Raw genomic sequence first — 17,285 nt, 5'->3', positions numbered from 1 at the left:
TAGCTGGAGGGCGGCCAAGCGCCTGGATGCGCCGCAGCATTGCACGGGCATCGCACAGGGTTCCGTAGAATGCCGGGTTCCCCAGCCAATGGCCGGCCCTGTGCCCGCCGCCCTACCCTCGTTGATGGCCCAGATCTACACCGAAGAAGACCTGCTCCGCTGGATGGACGCGTGGACACTGGAAAAAAGCGAACGTTGCCTGTCCGGTGTCCGCAACATGCATCTGACCAGTGGAATGCTCATCGCCGAAGTGAAAGGCTCGGCCAGATACCCCTACCGGGTGGAAATCGATCTGGAAGCCAGCCTGCGCCATCCCCGCAGCCGCCTGCGTAGTGAATGCTCGTGCCCTGTCGGCCATCACTGCAAGCACGTGGCGGCCGTGCTGGTCGCGCATATGCTGGACGCGGCAGACCTGGGCGATGACGATCCAGCGTTGGAGCACGATCCGGCCCAGTCACCACGCCGCGAACTGCTGGAACAGCTGTCACGCTGGCAGGCCGCCAGAGCCCAGCCTCCCCGGTCACGTAGAAACGGCATCATCTTCGAGCTGTCCACGTTCAATCACCGGCCTTCCATCCTGCTCCGTCGCGTCAAGTACGCCCTCGACGGCACGATCGAGTTCGGCAAATGGCAGGAAATCACCCCTCAGCTGTTGCTGGAACCACCTGGCTACCTGACGCAGGCCGACTTGGCCGCGGTGGCGCAGCTGTGGGCCCTGCATCAGTCCGTGAAACCGCCGGAACGGTTCGACATCGGCACGATCCTGCAGTCGATCGTGTCCAGCGAGCATGGCTGGGTGTCATGTGGCATGCATGATCGCGTGCCGGCCAGGCCCGGCACACCACGTCACGGTACGTTGGGATGGAGCGCAGAGACGACTCACGGCAGGTTGCTGCTGGCGCCGACACTGAGCGTGGAGGGCGATGCGGAAGGCCTCGTACTGGGACCCAGTGCCGGTTACCTGGATCCGGTCTCCGGTGAAGTCGGGCTTCTCCTGCTGGACGTCAAGCCGGAGGACGCGGACGCGTTCCTCGCCCTTCCCCACCTGCTCCCCGATGAGGAACCGATCGTGGCGCAACTGCTGCAACAGATCGACCCGGCGCTGCCGCGCCCAGGCGCAAGCGACACACTGCCCACCCTGCAGATCAGCGCGATGACGCCCGTCCTGCGCCTGCACACGGTCGAGTTCCGTCCGCCGTGGCTCGGCCGCCGCGACCCGTCGCAGTGGGCCGATATCGCGACCGTGGCCTTCGAGTACGACGAGCACGTGCGGTTCCTGGATGATCCGAGCCTGTTCGCTCACGATCCGCAGGGCCAGCTCGCCCTGCTGCCCCGCGACCTGGCTGAGGAATCACGACGCGAGGCCGAGCTGCGCACGGTGGGACTGCATCGCGACACGGATCCACGGGCGCCCCTTGACGGCGCTGGCCCTCAGTTCCAGCTGCGCACCCATGACTGGACACGGCTCCTGCTGGACGACGTGCCGCGCCTGGAGGCCCTGGGCTGGAAGGTGGAGACGGACGACGATTTCCGCCATCGCATCACCCGGGTGGATGAGATCGACCTGGACATCCAGGCGGACCCGGCGGATACGGGCTGGTTCAACCTGGGCCTGAACATCCAGGTGGACGGCCGCAACGTGTCGATGGTTCCGCTGCTGCAGCAGGTGCTGCAGTCCGATCCACGCTGGATGCGCGGCCAGCTGGACGCCATCGGCGACGACGAGAACATCCTGTTGATGGCAGGCGACAACACCCGCCTGGCACTGCGGGCGGCGCGACTGAAGCCGATCATGGCGCTGTTGGCGGACCTGTTCGCCCAGCGTGTCGGGCCGCTGCGCCTGTCAGCGCTTGACCGTGGCCGCCTGCAGGCGCTGCAGGACACCGCGCGCCTGCAGTTCCGGGGACACGAGGATACCCAGGCGCGGGTGCAGCGGCTGATACAGGCCCCCGCGCTGGGTGAAGTGCCTCCGCCGACGGGGCTGATGGCAACGCTGCGTCCCTATCAGCGTGAAGGCCTCTCGTGGCTGCAGTACCTGCGCCAGCAGGGGCTGGGCGGTGTGCTGGCCGATGACATGGGGTTGGGCAAGACCCTGCAGACGCTGGCGCATCTGCTGGTCGAAAAGGAAAGCGGCCGCCTGGACCGGCCAGCACTGCTGGTGGTGCCGACCTCGCTGCTGCACAACTGGCAGAGCGAAGCGGAGCGCTTCACCCCTGGCCTGCGGGTGCTGACCCTGCACGGACCGGCGCGTGAAGCACTGTTCGAGGCGATCCCCGGGCACGATCTTGTGCTGACCACCTACCCCCTGCTGTGGCGCGACGAGCAGGCGCTGCAGGCCCATGCCTACCATCTGCTGATCCTGGATGAAGCCCAGCAGGTGAAGAATCCGAAGTCACGCGCGGCCATTACTCTGCGCACGCTGCAGGCGCGCCATCGCCTGTGCCTGACCGGCACGCCACTGGAGAACCATCTGGGCGAGCTGTGGACGCAGTTCGACTTCCTGCTGCCCGGCCTGCTCGGCAGCGAGAAACAGTTCAACCAGCATTGGCGCCATCCGATCGAACGTGGAAGTGACCACCGTCGCGCCACGTTGCTGGCGCAGCGGCTGCGCCCGTTCATCCTGCGTCGGCGCAAGGACCAGGTCGCGTCAGAGCTTCCGCCCAAGACCCTCATTACCCGTGCGGTGGACATGGAGGGCGGCCAGCGTGATCTTTATGAGACCGTGCGTGCAGCGATGGAAAAGCAGGTGCGCGAGGCCATCAGCGGCAGCGGGCTGGCGCGCAGCCATATCGTGGTGCTGGATGCCTTGCTGAAGCTGCGCCAGGTCTGCTGCGATCCGCGCCTGCTGCCGGGCGACGCCCCGGCCCGCAACGCCGGTTCGGCCAAGCTGGAGCTGCTGCGTGAGATGCTGCCGTCGATGGTCGAGGAAGGCCGGCGGATCCTGGTGTTCTCGCAGTTCACCGGCATGCTGGCACTGATCGCGCAGGCGCTGCAGGAGCTGGGACTGGCCTATGTGACCCTGACCGGCGACACCCAGGACCGGACCACGCCGGTGCAGCGTTTCATGCAGGGCGAGGTGCCGGTGTTCCTGATCAGCCTGAAGGCAGGCGGCGTCGGGTTGAACCTGACCGCGGCCGACACCGTCATCCATTTCGACCCCTGGTGGAACCCGGCGGCTGAAAACCAGGCCAGTGACCGCGCCCATCGCATCGGCCAGCAGCAGCCGGTGTTCGTTTACCGGCTGATCGCCGCAGGCAGCATTGAAGAACGGATCGCCGAACTGCAGGAACGCAAGGCCACGCTGGCCGACTCGATTCTCGAAGGCGGCGGCGCTACAGGCCCTCGCTTCAGCGAGGAAGACGTGCAGGCGTTGCTGGCCCCGTTGCCGGGCCTGCCCGGCAAACGTTCCCGCAAAGCGGGCAAACGGTCGACGCGTGCCTGACCCCCGAGCGGCAGTCAGGGGACGTTCTCGGATGAAGACGCTTCCCATGCAGCACAGGGACTACAATCGGGGGCTGAGCTCACAAAGGATCTGATCGATGCCCCTGCCCGCCTTCAAGGCCTACGACATCCGCGGCCGCGTGCCGGAAGAACTGAACGAAGACCTGGCCCGCCGCATCGGCGTCGCGCTGGCGGCCCAGCTTGCTCCCGGTCCGGTCGTGCTCGGTCATGATGTGCGCCTCACCAGCCCGGCGCTGCAGGATGCGCTGGCGGCGGGTCTGCGCGGCACCGGTCGCGAGGTGATCGACATCGGCCTGTGTGGTACGGAGGAGGTGTATTTCCAGACCGACCACCTGGGGGCAGCCGGCGGCGTGATGGTGACCGCCAGCCACAACCCGATGGATTACAACGGCATGAAGCTGGTCAAGGAGAATGCCCGTCCGATCAGCTCCGATACCGGCCTGTTCGCGATCTCCGATGCGGTCGCCGCCGATACCGGCGCGCCCCAGCCGCCGAGCGCTGCGCAGACCGCACGCCACGACAAGAGCGCCTACATCGACCACCTGCTGAGCTACGTCGATGCCAGCAAGCTCAAGCCGCTGAAGCTGGTGGTCAACGCCGGCAACGGCGGTGCCGGTGCCATCGTCGACCTGTTGGCGCCGCACCTGCCGCTGGAGTTCATCCGCATCTGCCATGAACCCGATGGCAACTTCCCCAACGGCATCCCCAACCCGCTGCTGCCGGAAAACCGCGCCGCCACCGCCGAGGCCGTGCGCGAACACGGTGCCGACTTCGGCATTGCCTGGGACGGCGACTTCGACCGCTGCTTCTTCTTCGACCACACCGGCCGCTTCATCGAGGGCTACTACCTGGTCGGCCTGCTGGCCAAGGCGATCCTGGCCCGCACCCCCGGCGGCAAGATCGTGCATGACCCGCGCCTGGTCTGGAACACGGTGGAAATGGTCGAAGCAGCCGGCGGCGTGCCGGTGCTGTGCAAGAGCGGCCACGCTTTCATCAAGGAAAAAATGCGCGCCGAGGATGCGGTGTATGGCGGCGAGATGAGCGCCCACCACTACTTCCGCGAGTTCGCCTATGCCGACTCCGGCATGATCCCGTGGCTGCTGATCGCCCAGCTGGTCTCCGAAAGCGGGCGCTCGCTGGCCGACTGGGTGGAAGACCGCATGGCAGCCTATCCCTGCAGCGGCGAAATCAACTTCAAGGTGGCCGATGCCAAGGCCGCGGTGGCACGCGTGATGGAGCACTTCGCAGCGCAGTCGCCGGCGCTGGACCATACCGACGGCATCAGTGCCGATTTCGGTGACTGGCGCTTCAACCTGCGCAGCTCCAACACCGAGCCGCTGCTGCGCCTGAATGTCGAGGCGCGTGGTGACGCGTCGCTGATGCAGGCGCGTACCGACGAAATTTCCCGCCTTATCCAGCAGTAATCAAGGAAGATCATGAGCAGCATCCAGCCCGTCATCCTCTCCGGTGGTTCCGGGACCCGCCTGTGGCCGCTGTCGCGCGAGGCCTACCCGAAGCAGTTCCTGCCACTGGCAGGCGAGCTGACGATGCTGCAGGCCACCTGGCAACGCGTTGCACCGCTGGCGGCGCACGGCCCGTTGGTGATCGCCAACGAAGAGCATCGCTTCGTTGCTGCCGAGCAGCTGCAGCAGGTCGGCGCCGAGCCGGCTGCGATCATCCTGGAGCCGGTCGGCCGCAACACCGCGCCGGCCATCGCCGTGGCCGCACTGGAGGCTACCCGTGATGGCGCCGACGCGCTGCTGCTGGTGCTGCCCTCCGATCATGTCATCACCGACAAAGCCGCTTTCCGCAGCGCCGTGCAGGCCGCCGCAAGTGCCGCCGAAACCGGCAAGCTGGTCACCTTCGGCATCGTGCCGACCGGCCCGGAAACCGGCTACGGCTACATCAAGGCCGCCGACGGCCAGGGCCTGCGTGCGGTCGAACGGTTCGTCGAAAAGCCCGATCTCGACACGGCCACAGGTTACGTGGCCAGCGGCCAGTACTACTGGAACAGCGGCATGTTCCTGTTCAAGGCCTCACGCTACCTGCAGGAGCTGGAACGCTTCCAGCCGGCGATGCTGGCCGGCAGCCGCCAGGCCTGGCAGCAGGCCCGCCGCGATGCCGACTTCACCCGCCTGGACAAGGAAGCCTTCACCGCCGTCACCTCCGACTCCATCGACTACGCAGTGATGGAAAAGACCGCCGACGCGGTGGTGATCCCGCTCGATGCGGGCTGGAACGATGTCGGCTCGTGGACCGCGCTGCGCGACGTCTCGCAGCAGGACGGCGATGGCAATGCGCATCAGGGTGATGTGATCGCCATCGACTGCCGCAACACCTACGCCTATGGCCAGCGCCTGGTCGCGATGGTCGGCCTGGATGATGTGATCGTGGTCGAGACCGATGATGCAGTGCTGGTCGGCAAGGCCGACCGCATGCAGGAGGTCAAGACCGTGGTGGCACAGCTGAAGGCCGAAGGCCGCAGCGAGGCGACCTGGCACCGCAAGGTGTATCGCCCCTGGGGCGCCTATGATTCGATCGACAATGGTGAGCGTTTCCAGGTCAAGCGCATCACGGTCAAGCCCGGCGGTACGCTCAGCCTGCAGATGCACCACCATCGCGCCGAGCACTGGATCGTGGTCAGCGGCACCGCCGAGGTCACCCGCGGCGACGAAGTGATCCTGCTGAGCGAGAACCAGAGCACCTATATTCCGCTGGGCGTGACCCATCGCCTGCGCAATCCGGGCAAGCTGCCGCTGGAACTGATCGAAGTGCAGTCGGGCAGCTACCTGGGCGAGGATGACATCGTGCGCTTCGAGGATACCTACGGGCGCAGTTGAGGTTTGCCCGGGGTCGGATCCCGTTGCTGCGCAACGGGATCCGACCCGTTCCTGACCGGCCCGGCAGCACTGCGTCGCCGGGCATTGCCCGGCGCTACGGCCATCAGGCCAGCTCGGCCATCACCCGCTTCAGGCCATCCTGCCAGCTGGGCAGCACGATGCCGAAATCCTGCTGCAGCTTGCGGTTGTCCAGCACCGACCAGGCCGGGCGTTTGGCCGGGGTCGGATACTCGGAACTGGGGATCGCCTCGACCGACGGCGCCTTGGCCAGCAGGCCGGTCGCCAGCGCCTGCGCGAAGATCGCCTCGGCAAAACTGTGCCAGCTGGTCTGGCCACTGGCGGTCAGGTGCCAGGTACCGGACAACGGATCCGGATACTGCAGTGCCTGCGCAGTGACGTCGGCAATCAGTGCCGCCGGCGTCGGCGTGCCGATCTGGTCGGCGACCACCCGCAGCTGATCGCGCTCGGCGCCGACGCGCAGCATGGTGCGCAGGAAATTGGCCCCATGCGAGGCATACACCCAGGCCGTGCGGAAGATCAGGTGGCGACCGCCGGCCGCGCGCACCGCATCCTCGCCATCACGCTTGCTGGTGCCATACACCCCCAGCGGCGCGGTCGGCTCCTCCTCGCGGTACGGCGCGGTGCCCTGACCATCGAACACGTAGTCGGTGGAGTAATGCACAAACGGCACGCCATGGGCCGCGCACCAGCGCGCGATCACACCCGGCGCCTGCGCATTGGCCGCAAACGCCGCATCGACCTCCTGCTCGGCACGGTCCACCGCCGTGTAGGCGGCGGCATTGACCACCACCGACGGCTGCAGCCGGTCCAGCAGGGCTGTCAGGCTGTCAGGCTGGCCGAAATCAGCGGTTTCGCAGGGGCTGCCATCAGGCAGGACACCGCTGCGGGTGGTCGCGACCACCTGGCCCAGGGGCGCCAGCGCGCGCAGCAGCTCCTGGCCGACCTGGCCATTGCCACCGAAAACCAGAACGGTCATGGCACGTAGACCGGCAGGCGGTCTTCGGCAATGTCCTTCAGGAAGGGGGCGCTCTCGTCCTTGGCCGACAGGGTCGGTGCGCTCACCGGCCAGTCCACCGCGATGTCGGCATCGTTCCAGCGCACGCCTGCATCGAAGTCCTTCAGGTAGACCTCGGTGCACAGATAGCTGAACACCGCGCGCTCGGACAGTACGGCAAAGCCGTGGGCGAAGCCTTCCGGAATCCAGAACTGCTTCTTGTTCTCCGCGCTCAGCACCACCGCTTCCCACTGGCCAAAGGTCGGCGAACCACGGCGGATGTCCACCGCCACGTCATAGACCTCGCCTTCCAGCACGCTGACCAGCTTGCCCTGCGGGCGCGGCCACTGGTAATGCAGGCCGCGCAGCACGCCCTGTGCCGACGTCGACACGTTGCTCTGCACGAAGCGATCCGGCAGGCCCAGCGCGGCAAAGCGCTCGGCGTTCCAGGTTTCGAAGAAATAGCCGCGGGCATCCCCGAACACCGCCGGCTCGATCACCACGCAGCCGGGCAACTTGGTTTCAATCACTTTCACGGAACAACTCCACGCAGGGCGAGCTTGTGCAGGTACTGACCGTAGCCATTCTTGATCAGCGGTGCAGCCAATGCTTCCAGCTGCTCGGCGGTGATCCAGCCCTGGCCGAACGCGATTTCTTCCGGGCAGCAGACCTGGAGGCCCTGGCGGGTCTGGATGGTCTCGATGAAATTGGAGGCTTCCAGCAGCGACTGGTGGGTGCCGGTATCCAGCCAGGCATAGCCACGGCCGAGCGCTTCCAGGTGGAGGTTACCCTCGGCCAGATATCGCTTGTTGAGATCGGTGATCTCCAGCTCGCCACGCGGCGACGGCTTCAGTTCGGCGGCGTGCGCGCTGGCGTTGCCGTCGTAGAAATACAGGCCGGTGACCGCATAGTTCGAGCGCGGGTTTTCCGGCTTCTCCACCAGGTCGATGACCTTGCCGCTCTTGTCGAACTCGGCCACGCCATAGCGTTCCGGGTCGTTCACCCAGTAGCCGAACACGGTGGCGCCATCCACGCGCTGGTCGGCACGCTTGAGCACGTCACGCAGGCCGTGGCCGTGGAAGATGTTGTCGCCCAGCACCAGGCAGCTCGGCTTGCCGGCCACGAAATCGCGGCCGATCAGGTAGGCCTGCGCCAGCCCATCCGGGCTCGGCTGCACCGCGTACTGGATGTCCATGCCCCACTGCGAACCGTCGCCCAGCAACTGCTGGAACAACGCCTGTTCGTGCGGGGTATTGATGATGAGCACTTCACGGATGCCCGCCAGCATCAGCACGCTGAGCGGGTAGTAGATCATCGGCTTGTCGTACACCGGCAGCAGCTGCTTGCTGACGCCCTTGGTGATCGGATACAGCCGGGTGCCGGAGCCACCGGCGAGGATGATGCCCTTGCGCTGGGTCATGAGGTCTCCTGGGTTCAGGCCGCGGTGCCGATGCGCTGCAGACGGTAGCTGCCGTCGAGCACGCCGTTGACCCATGCCTGGTTGTCCAGGTACCAGTCGACGGTGAACGTGATGCCCTGTTCGAAGGTGTAGGCCGGTTCCCAGCCCAGGTCGTTCTTCAGCTTGGAGGCATCGATCGCATAGCGGCGGTCATGGCCGGGGCGGTCGGTGACGTAGGTGATCTGGCTGCTGCGCGGCTGGCCGTCTGCACGCGGGCGGCGCTGGTCCAGCAGCGCACAGATGGCCTGCACCACTTCGATGTTCTGCTTTTCCGAGTTGCCGCCGACGTTGTAGGTCTCGCCGACCTGGCCCTTGGCCAGCACGGTGCGGATCGCTTCGCAGTGGTCGGACACGAACAGCCAGTCGCGCACCTGCTTGCCATCGCCGTACACCGGCAGCGGCTCGCCGGCCAGCGCCTTGGCGATCACCAGCGGAATGAGCTTCTCCGGGAAGTGGTACGGGCCGTAGTTGTTGGAGCAGTTGGTGGTCAGCACCGGCAGCCCGTAGGTGTGGTGGAACGCACGGACCAGGTGGTCCGAAGCGGCCTTCGACGCCGAATACGGGGAATTCGGCGCGTACGGCGTGGTTTCGCTGAACTTGCCGGTCTCGCCCAGGGTGCCGTACACCTCGTCGGTGGACACGTGCAGGAAGCGGAAGGCCGCGCCCTGTTCGGCCGGCAGCGCCTTCCAGTAATCACGGACCGCTTCCAGCAGGCCCAGGGTGCCCACCACGTTGGTCTGGATGAAGGCGCCCGGGCCGTCGATGGAACGGTCCACGTGGCTCTCGGCGGCGAAATTCAGCACGGCGTCGGGCCGGTGTTCGGCCAGCAGGCGGGCGACCAGGGCGCTGTCGCCGATGTCACCCTGCACGAACACGTGGTTCGGATTGCCGTCCAGGCTGGACAGGGTCTTCAGGTTGCCGGCGTAGGTCAGCACGTCGAGGTTGATGACCTTGACGCCGCGCGCGACGGCCTCGAGAACGAAGTTACCGCCAATGAATCCGGCGCCGCCGGTGACAAGCCATGTGGGCACTACCTGTTCTCCTGATCGAAATTCATCCAAGGAGCGCCATGAGCGCCCCGGCACAGCGGCACAGGATACATGCCGATGGCCTTCACGACTGCCTGCGTGACGTGAACGGAACGCCGGGGAGGTCATGTTTTTGCCGCGTCGCAGCAAACCCATACGCATTCGCATGGTCACCCCAAGCCAGCTAGAATCGGGATCCCACCCCCGAACCGGTTGCTGTTCCAGAACCGGGCGTTCTCCGCAACTGTGAGCCGGCCAGTGGCCGGCACTACAAGGATCGAGCAGCAGATGAAAATCCTCGTCGCGTACAAGCGCGTGGTGGACTACAACGTCCGCATCCAGGTCAAGCCGGACGGCTCTGGCGTGGTCACCGACGGCGTCAAGCTGTCCCCCAACCCCTTCGACGAAATCGCTCTGGAAGAAGCCCTGCGACTGCGCGACAAGGGCATTGCCAGCGAAGTGGTGGTTGCGACCATCGCCCCGGCCGATGCCCAGGCGCACCTGCGCAACGGTCTGGCCATGGGCGCCAACCGTGCCATTCACGTCGTCACCGACCAGGCCATCCAGCCGCTGACTGCGTCGCGCACCCTGCTCAAGCTGATCGAGAAGGAACAGCCGGACCTGGTGATCCTCGGCAAGCAGGCCATCGACGATGACGCCAACCAGACCGGCCAGATGCTGGCCACGCTGTGGGGCCGCCCGCAGGCGACCTTCGCCAGCAAGCTGGAGATTGCCGATGGCAAGGCCACGGTGACCCGCGAAGTCGACGCCGGCCTGGAAACGCTGGAAGTGGACCTGCCGGCCGTGGTCACCACCGACCTGCGCCTGAACGAGCCGCGCTTCATCAAGCTGCCGGACATCATGAAGGCCAAGGCCAAGCCGCTGGAGACCCTGCAGCTGGCCGATCTGGGCGTTGAAGCCGCCGACACCTTCAAGACCACCCATTACGCCGCGCCGTCCAAGCGCAGCAAGGGTGTGATGGTCAAGGACGCGGCCGAACTGGTTGCCGCACTCAAGCAGAAGGGGCTGCTGTAATGAGCAAGATTCTCGTCATCGCCGAGCACCACGACGGCAAGCTCAACGCCGCCACCGCCAAGACCGTCAGCGCCGCCGCTGCCATCAGCGGTGCCAGCATCGATGTGGTGGTGCTGGCCGCCGATCCGGCCGCCGTCGCCGCTGAAGCCGCGAAGATCGCCGGCGTCGCCAAGGTCCTGACCGTGGCCAACGCCGCCAACGCGCAGGCCATCGCCCAGGTGCTGGCGCCGCAGATCGCGCAGCTGGCCAAGGGCTACACCCACGTGTTCGGCCCGTCGACCACCTTCGGCAAGGACCTGATGCCGTGTGTGGCCGCCCTGCTCGGCGTCAACCAGGTCTCCGACCTGATGACCGTCGAAGGCAGCCACACCTTCAAGCGCCCGATCTACGCCGGCAACGCGATCATCACCGTGGAAGCCCCAGCCGACCAGACCGTGGTTGCCACCGTGCGTGCCGCGTCGTGGCCGGAAGCCGCCCAGGGCGGCAGCGCCGCCATTGAAGCGGCGAGCGTCGACGCCGCGCTGCCAACCCACACCCGCTTCGTCGGCCTGGCCGCCGGTGCCAGCGACCGTCCGGACCTGCAGAGCGCCAAGCGCGTGGTTTCCGGTGGTCGTGGTGTCGGTTCGGAAGAGAACTTCAAGGTCATCTTCCAACTGGCTGACAAGCTCGGTGCCGCCGTCGGTGCCTCGCGCGCTGCGGTCGATGCCGGCTACGTGCCCAGCGACCTGCAGGTTGGCCAGACCGGCAAGATCATCGCGCCGGAACTGTACGTGGCTGTGGGTATCAGCGGTGCCATCCAGCACCTGACCGGCATCAAGGATGCCGGCACGATTGTCGCGATCAACAAGGACGGCGATGCGCCGATCTTTGAGATTGCCGATATCGGCCTGGTGGGGGATCTGTTTGCGATCCTGCCGGAGCTGGAAAAGGCGCTTTAATGGCCAACCGTCGCCCTCCGGTGCCGGTTCAGCCGGCACGCGGAGGGCGTGCGGGCATCTGGGTCGCCGCCATTGCAGTCGTCTATCTGGCGGCGCTGTGGTACCTCGATCGCGACCGGAACATTTTGTCGCAATTGGCCAAAATGGCGGTACCGCTGTCCGTCTGCGCCGTCCTGGTCCTGGTCGGCTATGTCTGCCGGTACCAGCGCTGGCGCAGCGTACTCGCGGCACAGGGCCATCCTGTGCACGCTTGGCGGCAGGGTCTGGTCGCCTATCTCGCCGGTTTCGCGTTCACGGCATCACCCGGCAAGGCGGGTGAACTGCTGCGGATCCGCTACTTCAACTGGCAAGGCATTCCGCCCCGGGCCACGTTGACGACGTTCATCTTCGAACGGGGCTGCGACCTGCTGGTCATCACCCTGCTGTCGATCGGAGCGGCCACCCTGGTTCCGGCGTTCGGCCTGCTGGCGCTGATCATTCTTATGCTCTTGCTGGCACTGCTTGCCCTGGGCTGCTGGCCCCCGCTTGCGCGGTCCGCGCGCGGACTGGCCACGCGGCTGCCCGGCGCGCCGGTGCGACGGGCGGCGGGCTTCCTCATCGACGGTGGAACCGCGCTGGGCCCCCTGCTCCGGGTCCGTCTTCTGCTGGGCAGCCTGGGCTGGGGCAGCGTGGCGTGGTTGCTGACGGCGGTTGCATTCGCATGGTTGTGCCACAGCTCGGGCATCACCGTGCCGGTTCCGTTGCTGCTGGGCATCTATCCCATGGCGATGCTGATCGGTGCACTGTCCTTCGTGCCCGGCGGCGTCGGAACCACCGAAGCGGCCATCGTGCTGATGCTGGTGACCTGCGGCGTCGGCTCGGAAGCGGCACTGGCCATTGCCATCGGCATCCGGCTGGTCAGTCTGTGGCTGGCGGTGCTGGTGGGCATGCTGGCCATGGCCACGCTGGAATCCCGCGCCCTGGCAGCTGCGACCGGGCGCTGATGCGCGTACTGACCCCGTCACCACCTTCAATTATCATCCATTTGGTCAACAGCGAAACATAGGGCTCAGCAATGCAGCATTTCGACGCAGTACACCCCGGAGCACATACGCTGTGACGATCTCCAACCGCCCGCTCTGCGTCGATCTTGACGGCACCCTGCTGCGCTCGGACATCCTCTACGAGTCCCTGCTGGCGCTGCTGGCGAACAACCCGCTGTACATTTTCCTGGTGCCTTTCTGGCTACTGCGGGGCAAAGCCTACGTGAAACGCCAGCTGGCCTCCCGCGTGCAGTTGCCGGCCGAGACCCTGCCGTACGACGAGCGCGTGCTGGAGATCCTGCGCACCACCACCCAGCGCCCGAGGGTGCTGTGCACCGCCTCGGACAGACTGCTGGTGCAACCCATTGCCGACCACCTCGGCCTGTTCGAGGAAGTAATGGCCAGCGATGGTCAGACCAACCTGTCCGGCAGCAGCAAGGGGCAGGCACTGGCGGCGCGCTTCGGCGAACGAGGCTTCGACTACATGGGCAACGGCACGGTTGACCTGAAGGTCTGGGCGCATGCCGGTGGCGCGATCGTGGTCAACAACGGTGCCGCGCTCGCCAGCGCGGCGGCGAAGCAGACCGAGGTGCTGGCCCACCTGCCCTCGCAGAACGGCGGGCTGATCACTTGGATCAAGGCACTGCGCATCTACCAGTGGCTGAAGAATCTGCTGGTGCTGGTGCCGCTGCTGACCGCACATCGGTTCTTCGACATCGCCTCGATCATCGATGCGGGCACGGCGTTTCTCGCCTTCGGCCTGTGCGCGTCGGGCGTCTACCTGCTCAACGACCTGCTCGACCTCACCCCGGACCGCATGCATCCGCGCAAGCGCAGACGTCCGTTCGCGGCGGGTACGCTGCCGCTGCTGCATGGCCTGCTGGTCGCACCACTGATCACCCTGGCCGGCTTCGCCCTGGCCCTGGCCTGCAGTCCGGTCTTCGCCGGAGTGCTGCTGTGCTACTACGTGATGACGCTGAGCTATTCGCTCAAGCTCAAGCGCATCGTGATGATCGACGTCGTGCTGCTGGCTGCGTTGTACACGGTGCGCATCATCGGTGGTGCTGTGGCGATCAATTCCGAGCTGTCATTCTGGCTGCTGGCCTTCTCGATGTTCGTGTTCCTAAGCCTGGCCATGCTCAAGCGCTATACCGAGCTGGCGTCGGCCCTGGCCAGCGGCAAGGAAATGGCGATCGGCCGTGGCTACTCGGTAGCGGACCTGCCGCTGGTGCAGTCGCTGGGGGCAGCCGCCGGCTACATCGGCGTACTGGTGTTCGCCCTGTACATCAACAGCCCGGAAAGCCTGGAGCTCTACAGCAATCCCAAGCTGCTGTGGCTGCTGTGCCCGATCCTGCTGTACTGGATCAGCCGGATGTGGATCGTCTCCCACCGCGGTGACATGCATGACGATCCCATCGTGTTCGCGGCCATGGACCGCGGCAGCCAGATCGTCATCGGGCTGTGCGTGCTGATCGTGCTGATCGCAATATGAGTGCAGCGCCCGGCCAGTCCTGGGGACGCTATCCGCGCGTTGAGCAGCGCATCATCCCGGTGCTCGACCGTGCGTCGCCGCTACCGTTGCCGCCGGAAGGCGACACCGTGCTTCCGCATGGCAATGGCCGCAGCTATGGCGACAGCTGTCTCAACCCGGACGCTTCGCTGCTGACCAGCCGCGCCCTGGACCGCTTCATCGGCTTCGATCCGGCCGCTGGCATCGTCCGTTGCGAGGCTGGCGTCACCCTGGCCCAGATCCTCGAGATCGCCCTGCCCAGCGGCTGGTTCCTACCGGTCACGCCAGGTACCCGATATGCCACGGTAGGCGGTGCCATCGGCAACGACGTCCACGGCAAGAACCACCATCGCGCAGGCACCTTCGGCCACCACGTGCGCTGCCTGGAGCTGCTACGCAGCGATGGCGCCCGCCAGCAGCTCACTCCCGCCGATGACAGTGGCCTGTTCGCCGCCACCGTCGGCGGTCTCGGCCTGACCGGTTTCATCACCTGGGTCGAGCTGCAGCTGCGGCGCGTGCCGGGGCCGTGGATCGAAACCGAATCGATCCGCTTCGACAACCTGGACGCCTTCTTCGAGCTCTCGCGCGAATCGGCCAGCGATTTCGAATATACCGTCGCCTGGATCGACTGCCTGGCCAGCGGGCCGAAACTTGGCCGCGGCCACTTCCTGCGTGGCGACCACGCATCGGGCAATGCGCAGGCGGCCACGCCAGGTTCGGCACCCCGCCGCAGCATGCCCATCGTGCCGCCGGTATCGCTGGTCAATCGGCTCACACTGCGACCGTTCAACACGCTGTACTACTGGCGCCAGCCCGCGCGCCGTGCCCGTCATCTGTCGCATTACCAGAGCTACTTCTACCCGCTGGACGGCATCAACCACTGGAACCGCATGTATGGCCCACGGGGCTTCCTGCAGCACCAGTGCGTACTCCCACCTGCTGTCGCCCGTGATGCTACCGCCGCTCTGCTGGCAGAGATCGCGCGCAGTGGACGCGGCTCGTTCCTGGCGGTGCTGAAGGAGTTCGGCGACCGCCCTTCGCCGGGGCTGCTGTCGTTCCCGCGCCCGGGTACTACCCTGGCCCTGGATTTCCCCAACGACGGGCCGGAACTGCTGAAGATGCTCGACCGCCTGGATCGCATCGTCAGCGAGGCCGGTGGCGCGGTCTATCCGGCCAAGGACGCGCGAATGTCCGGTGCACTGTTCCGCCAGGCCTACCCGGCCTGGGAAGCATTCTCCCGCTTCATCGACCCCCGTTTCTCATCCGGCTTCTGGCGCCGGGTGATGGAGTAAGCATGCAGAAGATCCTGATCATCGGCGCGACCTCGGCCATCGCCGAATCCGTCGCCCGCCTCTACGCGGGACGCGCCGCCGCGCTCTACCTGGTGGGCCGCAGTGCCGGCAAGTTGGACACCATCGCCGCCGACCTGCGCGTGCGCGGCGCCCCACATGTACATACCCGCGTACTGGATGTGAACGACCTGTCCGCGCATGGCGCGCTGCTGGATGACGCCTGGTCAACCCTCGGCGGTGTGGACACGGTGCTCATCGCCCACGGCACCCTGCCTGACCAGGCCGCCTGTGATGCATCGGTCGAGCTGTCGCTGCACGAGTTCGCCACCAATGGCACCTCCACGATCGCCTTGGCGGCCGCGCTGGCCCAGCGCCTGCAGTCCGGCGCCAGTCTGGCGGTGATCTCCTCGGTGGCCGGTGATCGTGGCCGCGCCAGCAATTACCTCTACGGCAGCGCCAAGGCCGCCGTGACCGCCTACCTGAGCGGCCTGGGCCAGCGCCTGCGTCCGGCCGGCATCAACGTGCTGGTCATCAAGCCGGGCTTCGTCGATACGCCGATGACGGCCGCCTTCAAGAAAGGCGCGCTGTGGGCAACGCCGGACAAGGTGGCCGCCGGCATCCTCAAGGCCATCAGCAAGCGCAAGGCCGTCGCCTACCTGCCCGGTTTCTGGTGGGCGATCATGATGATCATCAAGAACATTCCCGAATTCGTCTTCCGCAGGATCAAGCTCTGACATGACCGAAAAGCACGCCAAGATCGTCATCACCGGCGCCGCTGGGCTGGTCGGGCAGAACCTGATCGTCGAGCTCAAGCAGCAGGGGTATACCCAGCTGGTGGCCATCGACAAGCACGCGCACAACCTGGACATCCTGCAGAAGCTGCACCCGGACGTGCGGGTGGTGCTGGCCGACCTGGCAGAACCGGGCGGCTGGGCCGGCGAGTTCAGCGGCGCGGCCTGCGTGGTGCAGCTGCATGCACAGATCACCGGCAAGACCACCGACCTGTTCGTGCGCAACAACATCACCGCCACCGGCCACGTGCTGAAGGCGACCCAGGACGCTGCTGTGCCCTACATGGTGCACATCAGTTCGTCGGTGGTGAATTCGGTGGCCAAGGATGACTACACCAACACCAAGCGCGAGCAGGAAGAGATGGTGGTGGCCAGCGGCCAGCGCCACTGCGTACTGCGCCCCACCCTGATGTTCGGCTGGTTCGACCCCAAGCACCTGGGGTGGCTGTCGCGCTTCATGGCACGCACGCCGGTGTTCCCGATTCCCGGTGACGGCAGGTTCATGCGCCAGCCGCTGTACGAACGCGACTTCTGCCGCTGCATCGCCAGGTGCATCGAGACCGAGCCCGATGGCGAGGTTTTCGACATCGTGGGCGATACCCGCGTGGACTACGTGGACATCATCCGCACGATCAAGCGGGTGAAGAAGCTGCATACGTTGATCGTGCACATCCCGATCGGCTTCTTCGCCTTCCTGCTGAAGGTCTACAGCCTGTTCAGCACCAAGCCGCCCTTCACCGCCGACCAGCTGAAGGCACTCAGCGCCGGCGATGATTTCAAGGGCATCGACACCGAGGCCGTGTTCGGCGTGAAGCAGACGCCGTTCGAGGATGCTATCCGCGAAAGCTACACGGACAAGCGTTACAGCCACATTGTTCTGCAACGCTGAAGGA

The 17,285-nt window shown here is 66.1% G+C and carries 14 protein-coding genes; 10 read left to right on the top strand and 4 right to left on the bottom strand.

Annotated features, from left to right (window positions below; genetic code table 11):
* Positions 1–124: 124 nt before the first annotated feature.
* The 3 genes from QP512_RS02685 (at position 125) to QP512_RS02675 (ending at position 6,302) form a co-directional block, all read left to right on the top strand.
* Entirely contained in the window at positions 125–3,442 is a 3,318-nt protein-coding gene (locus QP512_RS02685; RefSeq protein WP_286070882.1) for a DEAD/DEAH box helicase, read from the top strand.
* A gap of 97 nt (positions 3,443–3,539) precedes the next feature.
* The gene (locus QP512_RS02680) at positions 3,540–4,886 is read left to right on the top strand and encodes a phosphomannomutase (RefSeq protein ID WP_286070881.1); all 1,347 of its coding nucleotides are present in this window, start codon (positions 3,540–3,542) and stop codon (positions 4,884–4,886) included.
* A gap of 12 nt (positions 4,887–4,898) precedes the next feature.
* Positions 4,899–6,302 (top strand): mannose-1-phosphate guanylyltransferase/mannose-6-phosphate isomerase, encoded by a 1,404-nt coding sequence (locus tag QP512_RS02675; protein ID WP_286070880.1) that lies wholly within the window; start codon positions 4,899–4,901, stop codon positions 6,300–6,302.
* Positions 6,303–6,405: 103 nt separating this feature from the next.
* Here the strand turns inward: QP512_RS02675 and rfbD are convergent, their stop codons facing one another.
* Genes rfbD through rfbB form a run of 4 tightly spaced genes read right to left on the bottom strand, consistent with a single transcriptional unit; the run spans position 6,406 to position 9,807 of the window.
* The gene (gene rfbD / locus QP512_RS02670; RefSeq protein WP_286070879.1) at positions 6,406–7,299 is read right to left on the bottom strand and encodes a dTDP-4-dehydrorhamnose reductase; all 894 of its coding nucleotides are present in this window, start codon (positions 7,297–7,299) and stop codon (positions 6,406–6,408) included.
* Positions 7,296–7,853 (bottom strand): dTDP-4-dehydrorhamnose 3,5-epimerase, encoded by a 558-nt coding sequence (rfbC, locus tag QP512_RS02665; protein ID WP_049434959.1) that lies wholly within the window; start codon positions 7,851–7,853, stop codon positions 7,296–7,298. Before rfbC ends, rfbD begins: the two co-directional genes overlap by 4 nt.
* Complete coding sequence (gene rfbA / locus QP512_RS02660) at positions 7,850–8,737, bottom strand: glucose-1-phosphate thymidylyltransferase RfbA (protein ID WP_286070878.1); 888 nt, start codon at positions 8,735–8,737, stop codon at positions 7,850–7,852. The genes rfbC and rfbA overlap by 4 nt, the downstream gene beginning before the upstream one ends.
* A gap of 14 nt (positions 8,738–8,751) precedes the next feature.
* Positions 8,752–9,807: a dTDP-glucose 4,6-dehydratase gene (gene rfbB / locus QP512_RS02655; RefSeq protein ID WP_286070877.1), complete on the bottom strand. Its 1,056-nt coding sequence runs from the start codon at positions 9,805–9,807 to the stop codon at positions 8,752–8,754.
* A 285-nt stretch (positions 9,808–10,092) separates the two neighbouring features.
* On the opposite strand from rfbB, the gene QP512_RS02650 reads away from it, so the two are divergent.
* The 7 genes from QP512_RS02650 to QP512_RS02620 all read left to right on the top strand — a co-directional run bounded on the left by QP512_RS02650 (position 10,093) and on the right by QP512_RS02620 (position 17,281).
* A complete protein-coding gene (locus tag QP512_RS02650) occupies positions 10,093–10,839 on the top strand; it encodes an electron transfer flavoprotein subunit beta/FixA family protein (protein ID WP_057496707.1) in 747 nt (248 codons plus the stop codon).
* Positions 10,839–11,777 carry an electron transfer flavoprotein subunit alpha/FixB family protein gene (locus tag QP512_RS02645; RefSeq protein WP_286070876.1) on the top strand — a complete coding sequence of 313 codons (939 nt, stop codon included), beginning with the start codon at positions 10,839–10,841 and terminating at the stop codon, positions 11,775–11,777. Before QP512_RS02650 ends, QP512_RS02645 begins: the two co-directional genes overlap by 1 nt.
* Positions 11,777–12,760 (top strand): lysylphosphatidylglycerol synthase transmembrane domain-containing protein, encoded by a 984-nt coding sequence (locus QP512_RS02640; RefSeq protein WP_286070875.1) that lies wholly within the window; start codon positions 11,777–11,779, stop codon positions 12,758–12,760. The genes QP512_RS02645 and QP512_RS02640 overlap by 1 nt, the downstream gene beginning before the upstream one ends.
* 112 nt (positions 12,761–12,872) lie before the next feature.
* Positions 12,873–14,291: a UbiA family prenyltransferase gene (locus QP512_RS02635; protein ID WP_286070874.1), complete on the top strand. Its 1,419-nt coding sequence runs from the start codon at positions 12,873–12,875 to the stop codon at positions 14,289–14,291.
* Positions 14,288–15,601, top strand: coding sequence for an FAD-binding oxidoreductase (locus QP512_RS02630; protein WP_286070873.1), 1,314 nt, complete (start codon positions 14,288–14,290; stop codon positions 15,599–15,601). Before QP512_RS02635 ends, QP512_RS02630 begins: the two co-directional genes overlap by 4 nt.
* A gap of 2 nt (positions 15,602–15,603) precedes the next feature.
* Entirely contained in the window at positions 15,604–16,335 is a 732-nt protein-coding gene (locus QP512_RS02625) for an SDR family oxidoreductase (RefSeq protein ID WP_286070872.1), read from the top strand.
* A gap of 1 nt (position 16,336) precedes the next feature.
* Entirely contained in the window at positions 16,337–17,281 is a 945-nt protein-coding gene (locus QP512_RS02620) for an NAD-dependent epimerase/dehydratase family protein (RefSeq protein ID WP_286070871.1), read from the top strand.
* Positions 17,282–17,285 lie beyond the last annotated feature (4 nt).

The organism is Stenotrophomonas sp. 57, from assembly GCF_030291075.1.
Lineage (GTDB): Bacteria > Pseudomonadota > Gammaproteobacteria > Xanthomonadales > Xanthomonadaceae > Stenotrophomonas.
This window is presented reverse-complemented; position numbering and strand designations above follow the sequence as displayed.

Excerpts from the sequence above, each read along its gene's own strand:
- QP512_RS02685 (WP_286070882.1), top strand. The coding sequence starts at position 125 with ATGGCCCAGATCTACACCGAAGAAGACCTGCTCCGCTGGATGGACGCG.
- QP512_RS02680 (WP_286070881.1), top strand. The coding sequence starts at position 3,540 with ATGCCCCTGCCCGCCTTCAAGGCCTACGACATCCGCGGCCGCGTGCCG.
- QP512_RS02675 (WP_286070880.1), top strand. The coding sequence starts at position 4,899 with ATGAGCAGCATCCAGCCCGTCATCCTCTCCGGTGGTTCCGGGACCCGC.
- rfbD (WP_286070879.1), bottom strand. The coding sequence starts at position 7,299 with ATGACCGTTCTGGTTTTCGGTGGCAATGGCCAGGTCGGCCAGGAGCTG.
- rfbA (WP_286070878.1), bottom strand. The coding sequence starts at position 8,737 with ATGACCCAGCGCAAGGGCATCATCCTCGCCGGTGGCTCCGGCACCCGG.
- QP512_RS02650 (WP_057496707.1), top strand. The coding sequence starts at position 10,093 with ATGAAAATCCTCGTCGCGTACAAGCGCGTGGTGGACTACAACGTCCGC.
- QP512_RS02645 (WP_286070876.1), top strand. The coding sequence starts at position 10,839 with ATGAGCAAGATTCTCGTCATCGCCGAGCACCACGACGGCAAGCTCAAC.
- QP512_RS02640 (WP_286070875.1), top strand. The coding sequence starts at position 11,777 with ATGGCCAACCGTCGCCCTCCGGTGCCGGTTCAGCCGGCACGCGGAGGG.
- QP512_RS02630 (WP_286070873.1), top strand. The coding sequence starts at position 14,288 with ATGAGTGCAGCGCCCGGCCAGTCCTGGGGACGCTATCCGCGCGTTGAG.
- QP512_RS02625 (WP_286070872.1), top strand. The coding sequence starts at position 15,604 with ATGCAGAAGATCCTGATCATCGGCGCGACCTCGGCCATCGCCGAATCC.
- QP512_RS02620 (WP_286070871.1), top strand. The coding sequence starts at position 16,337 with ATGACCGAAAAGCACGCCAAGATCGTCATCACCGGCGCCGCTGGGCTG.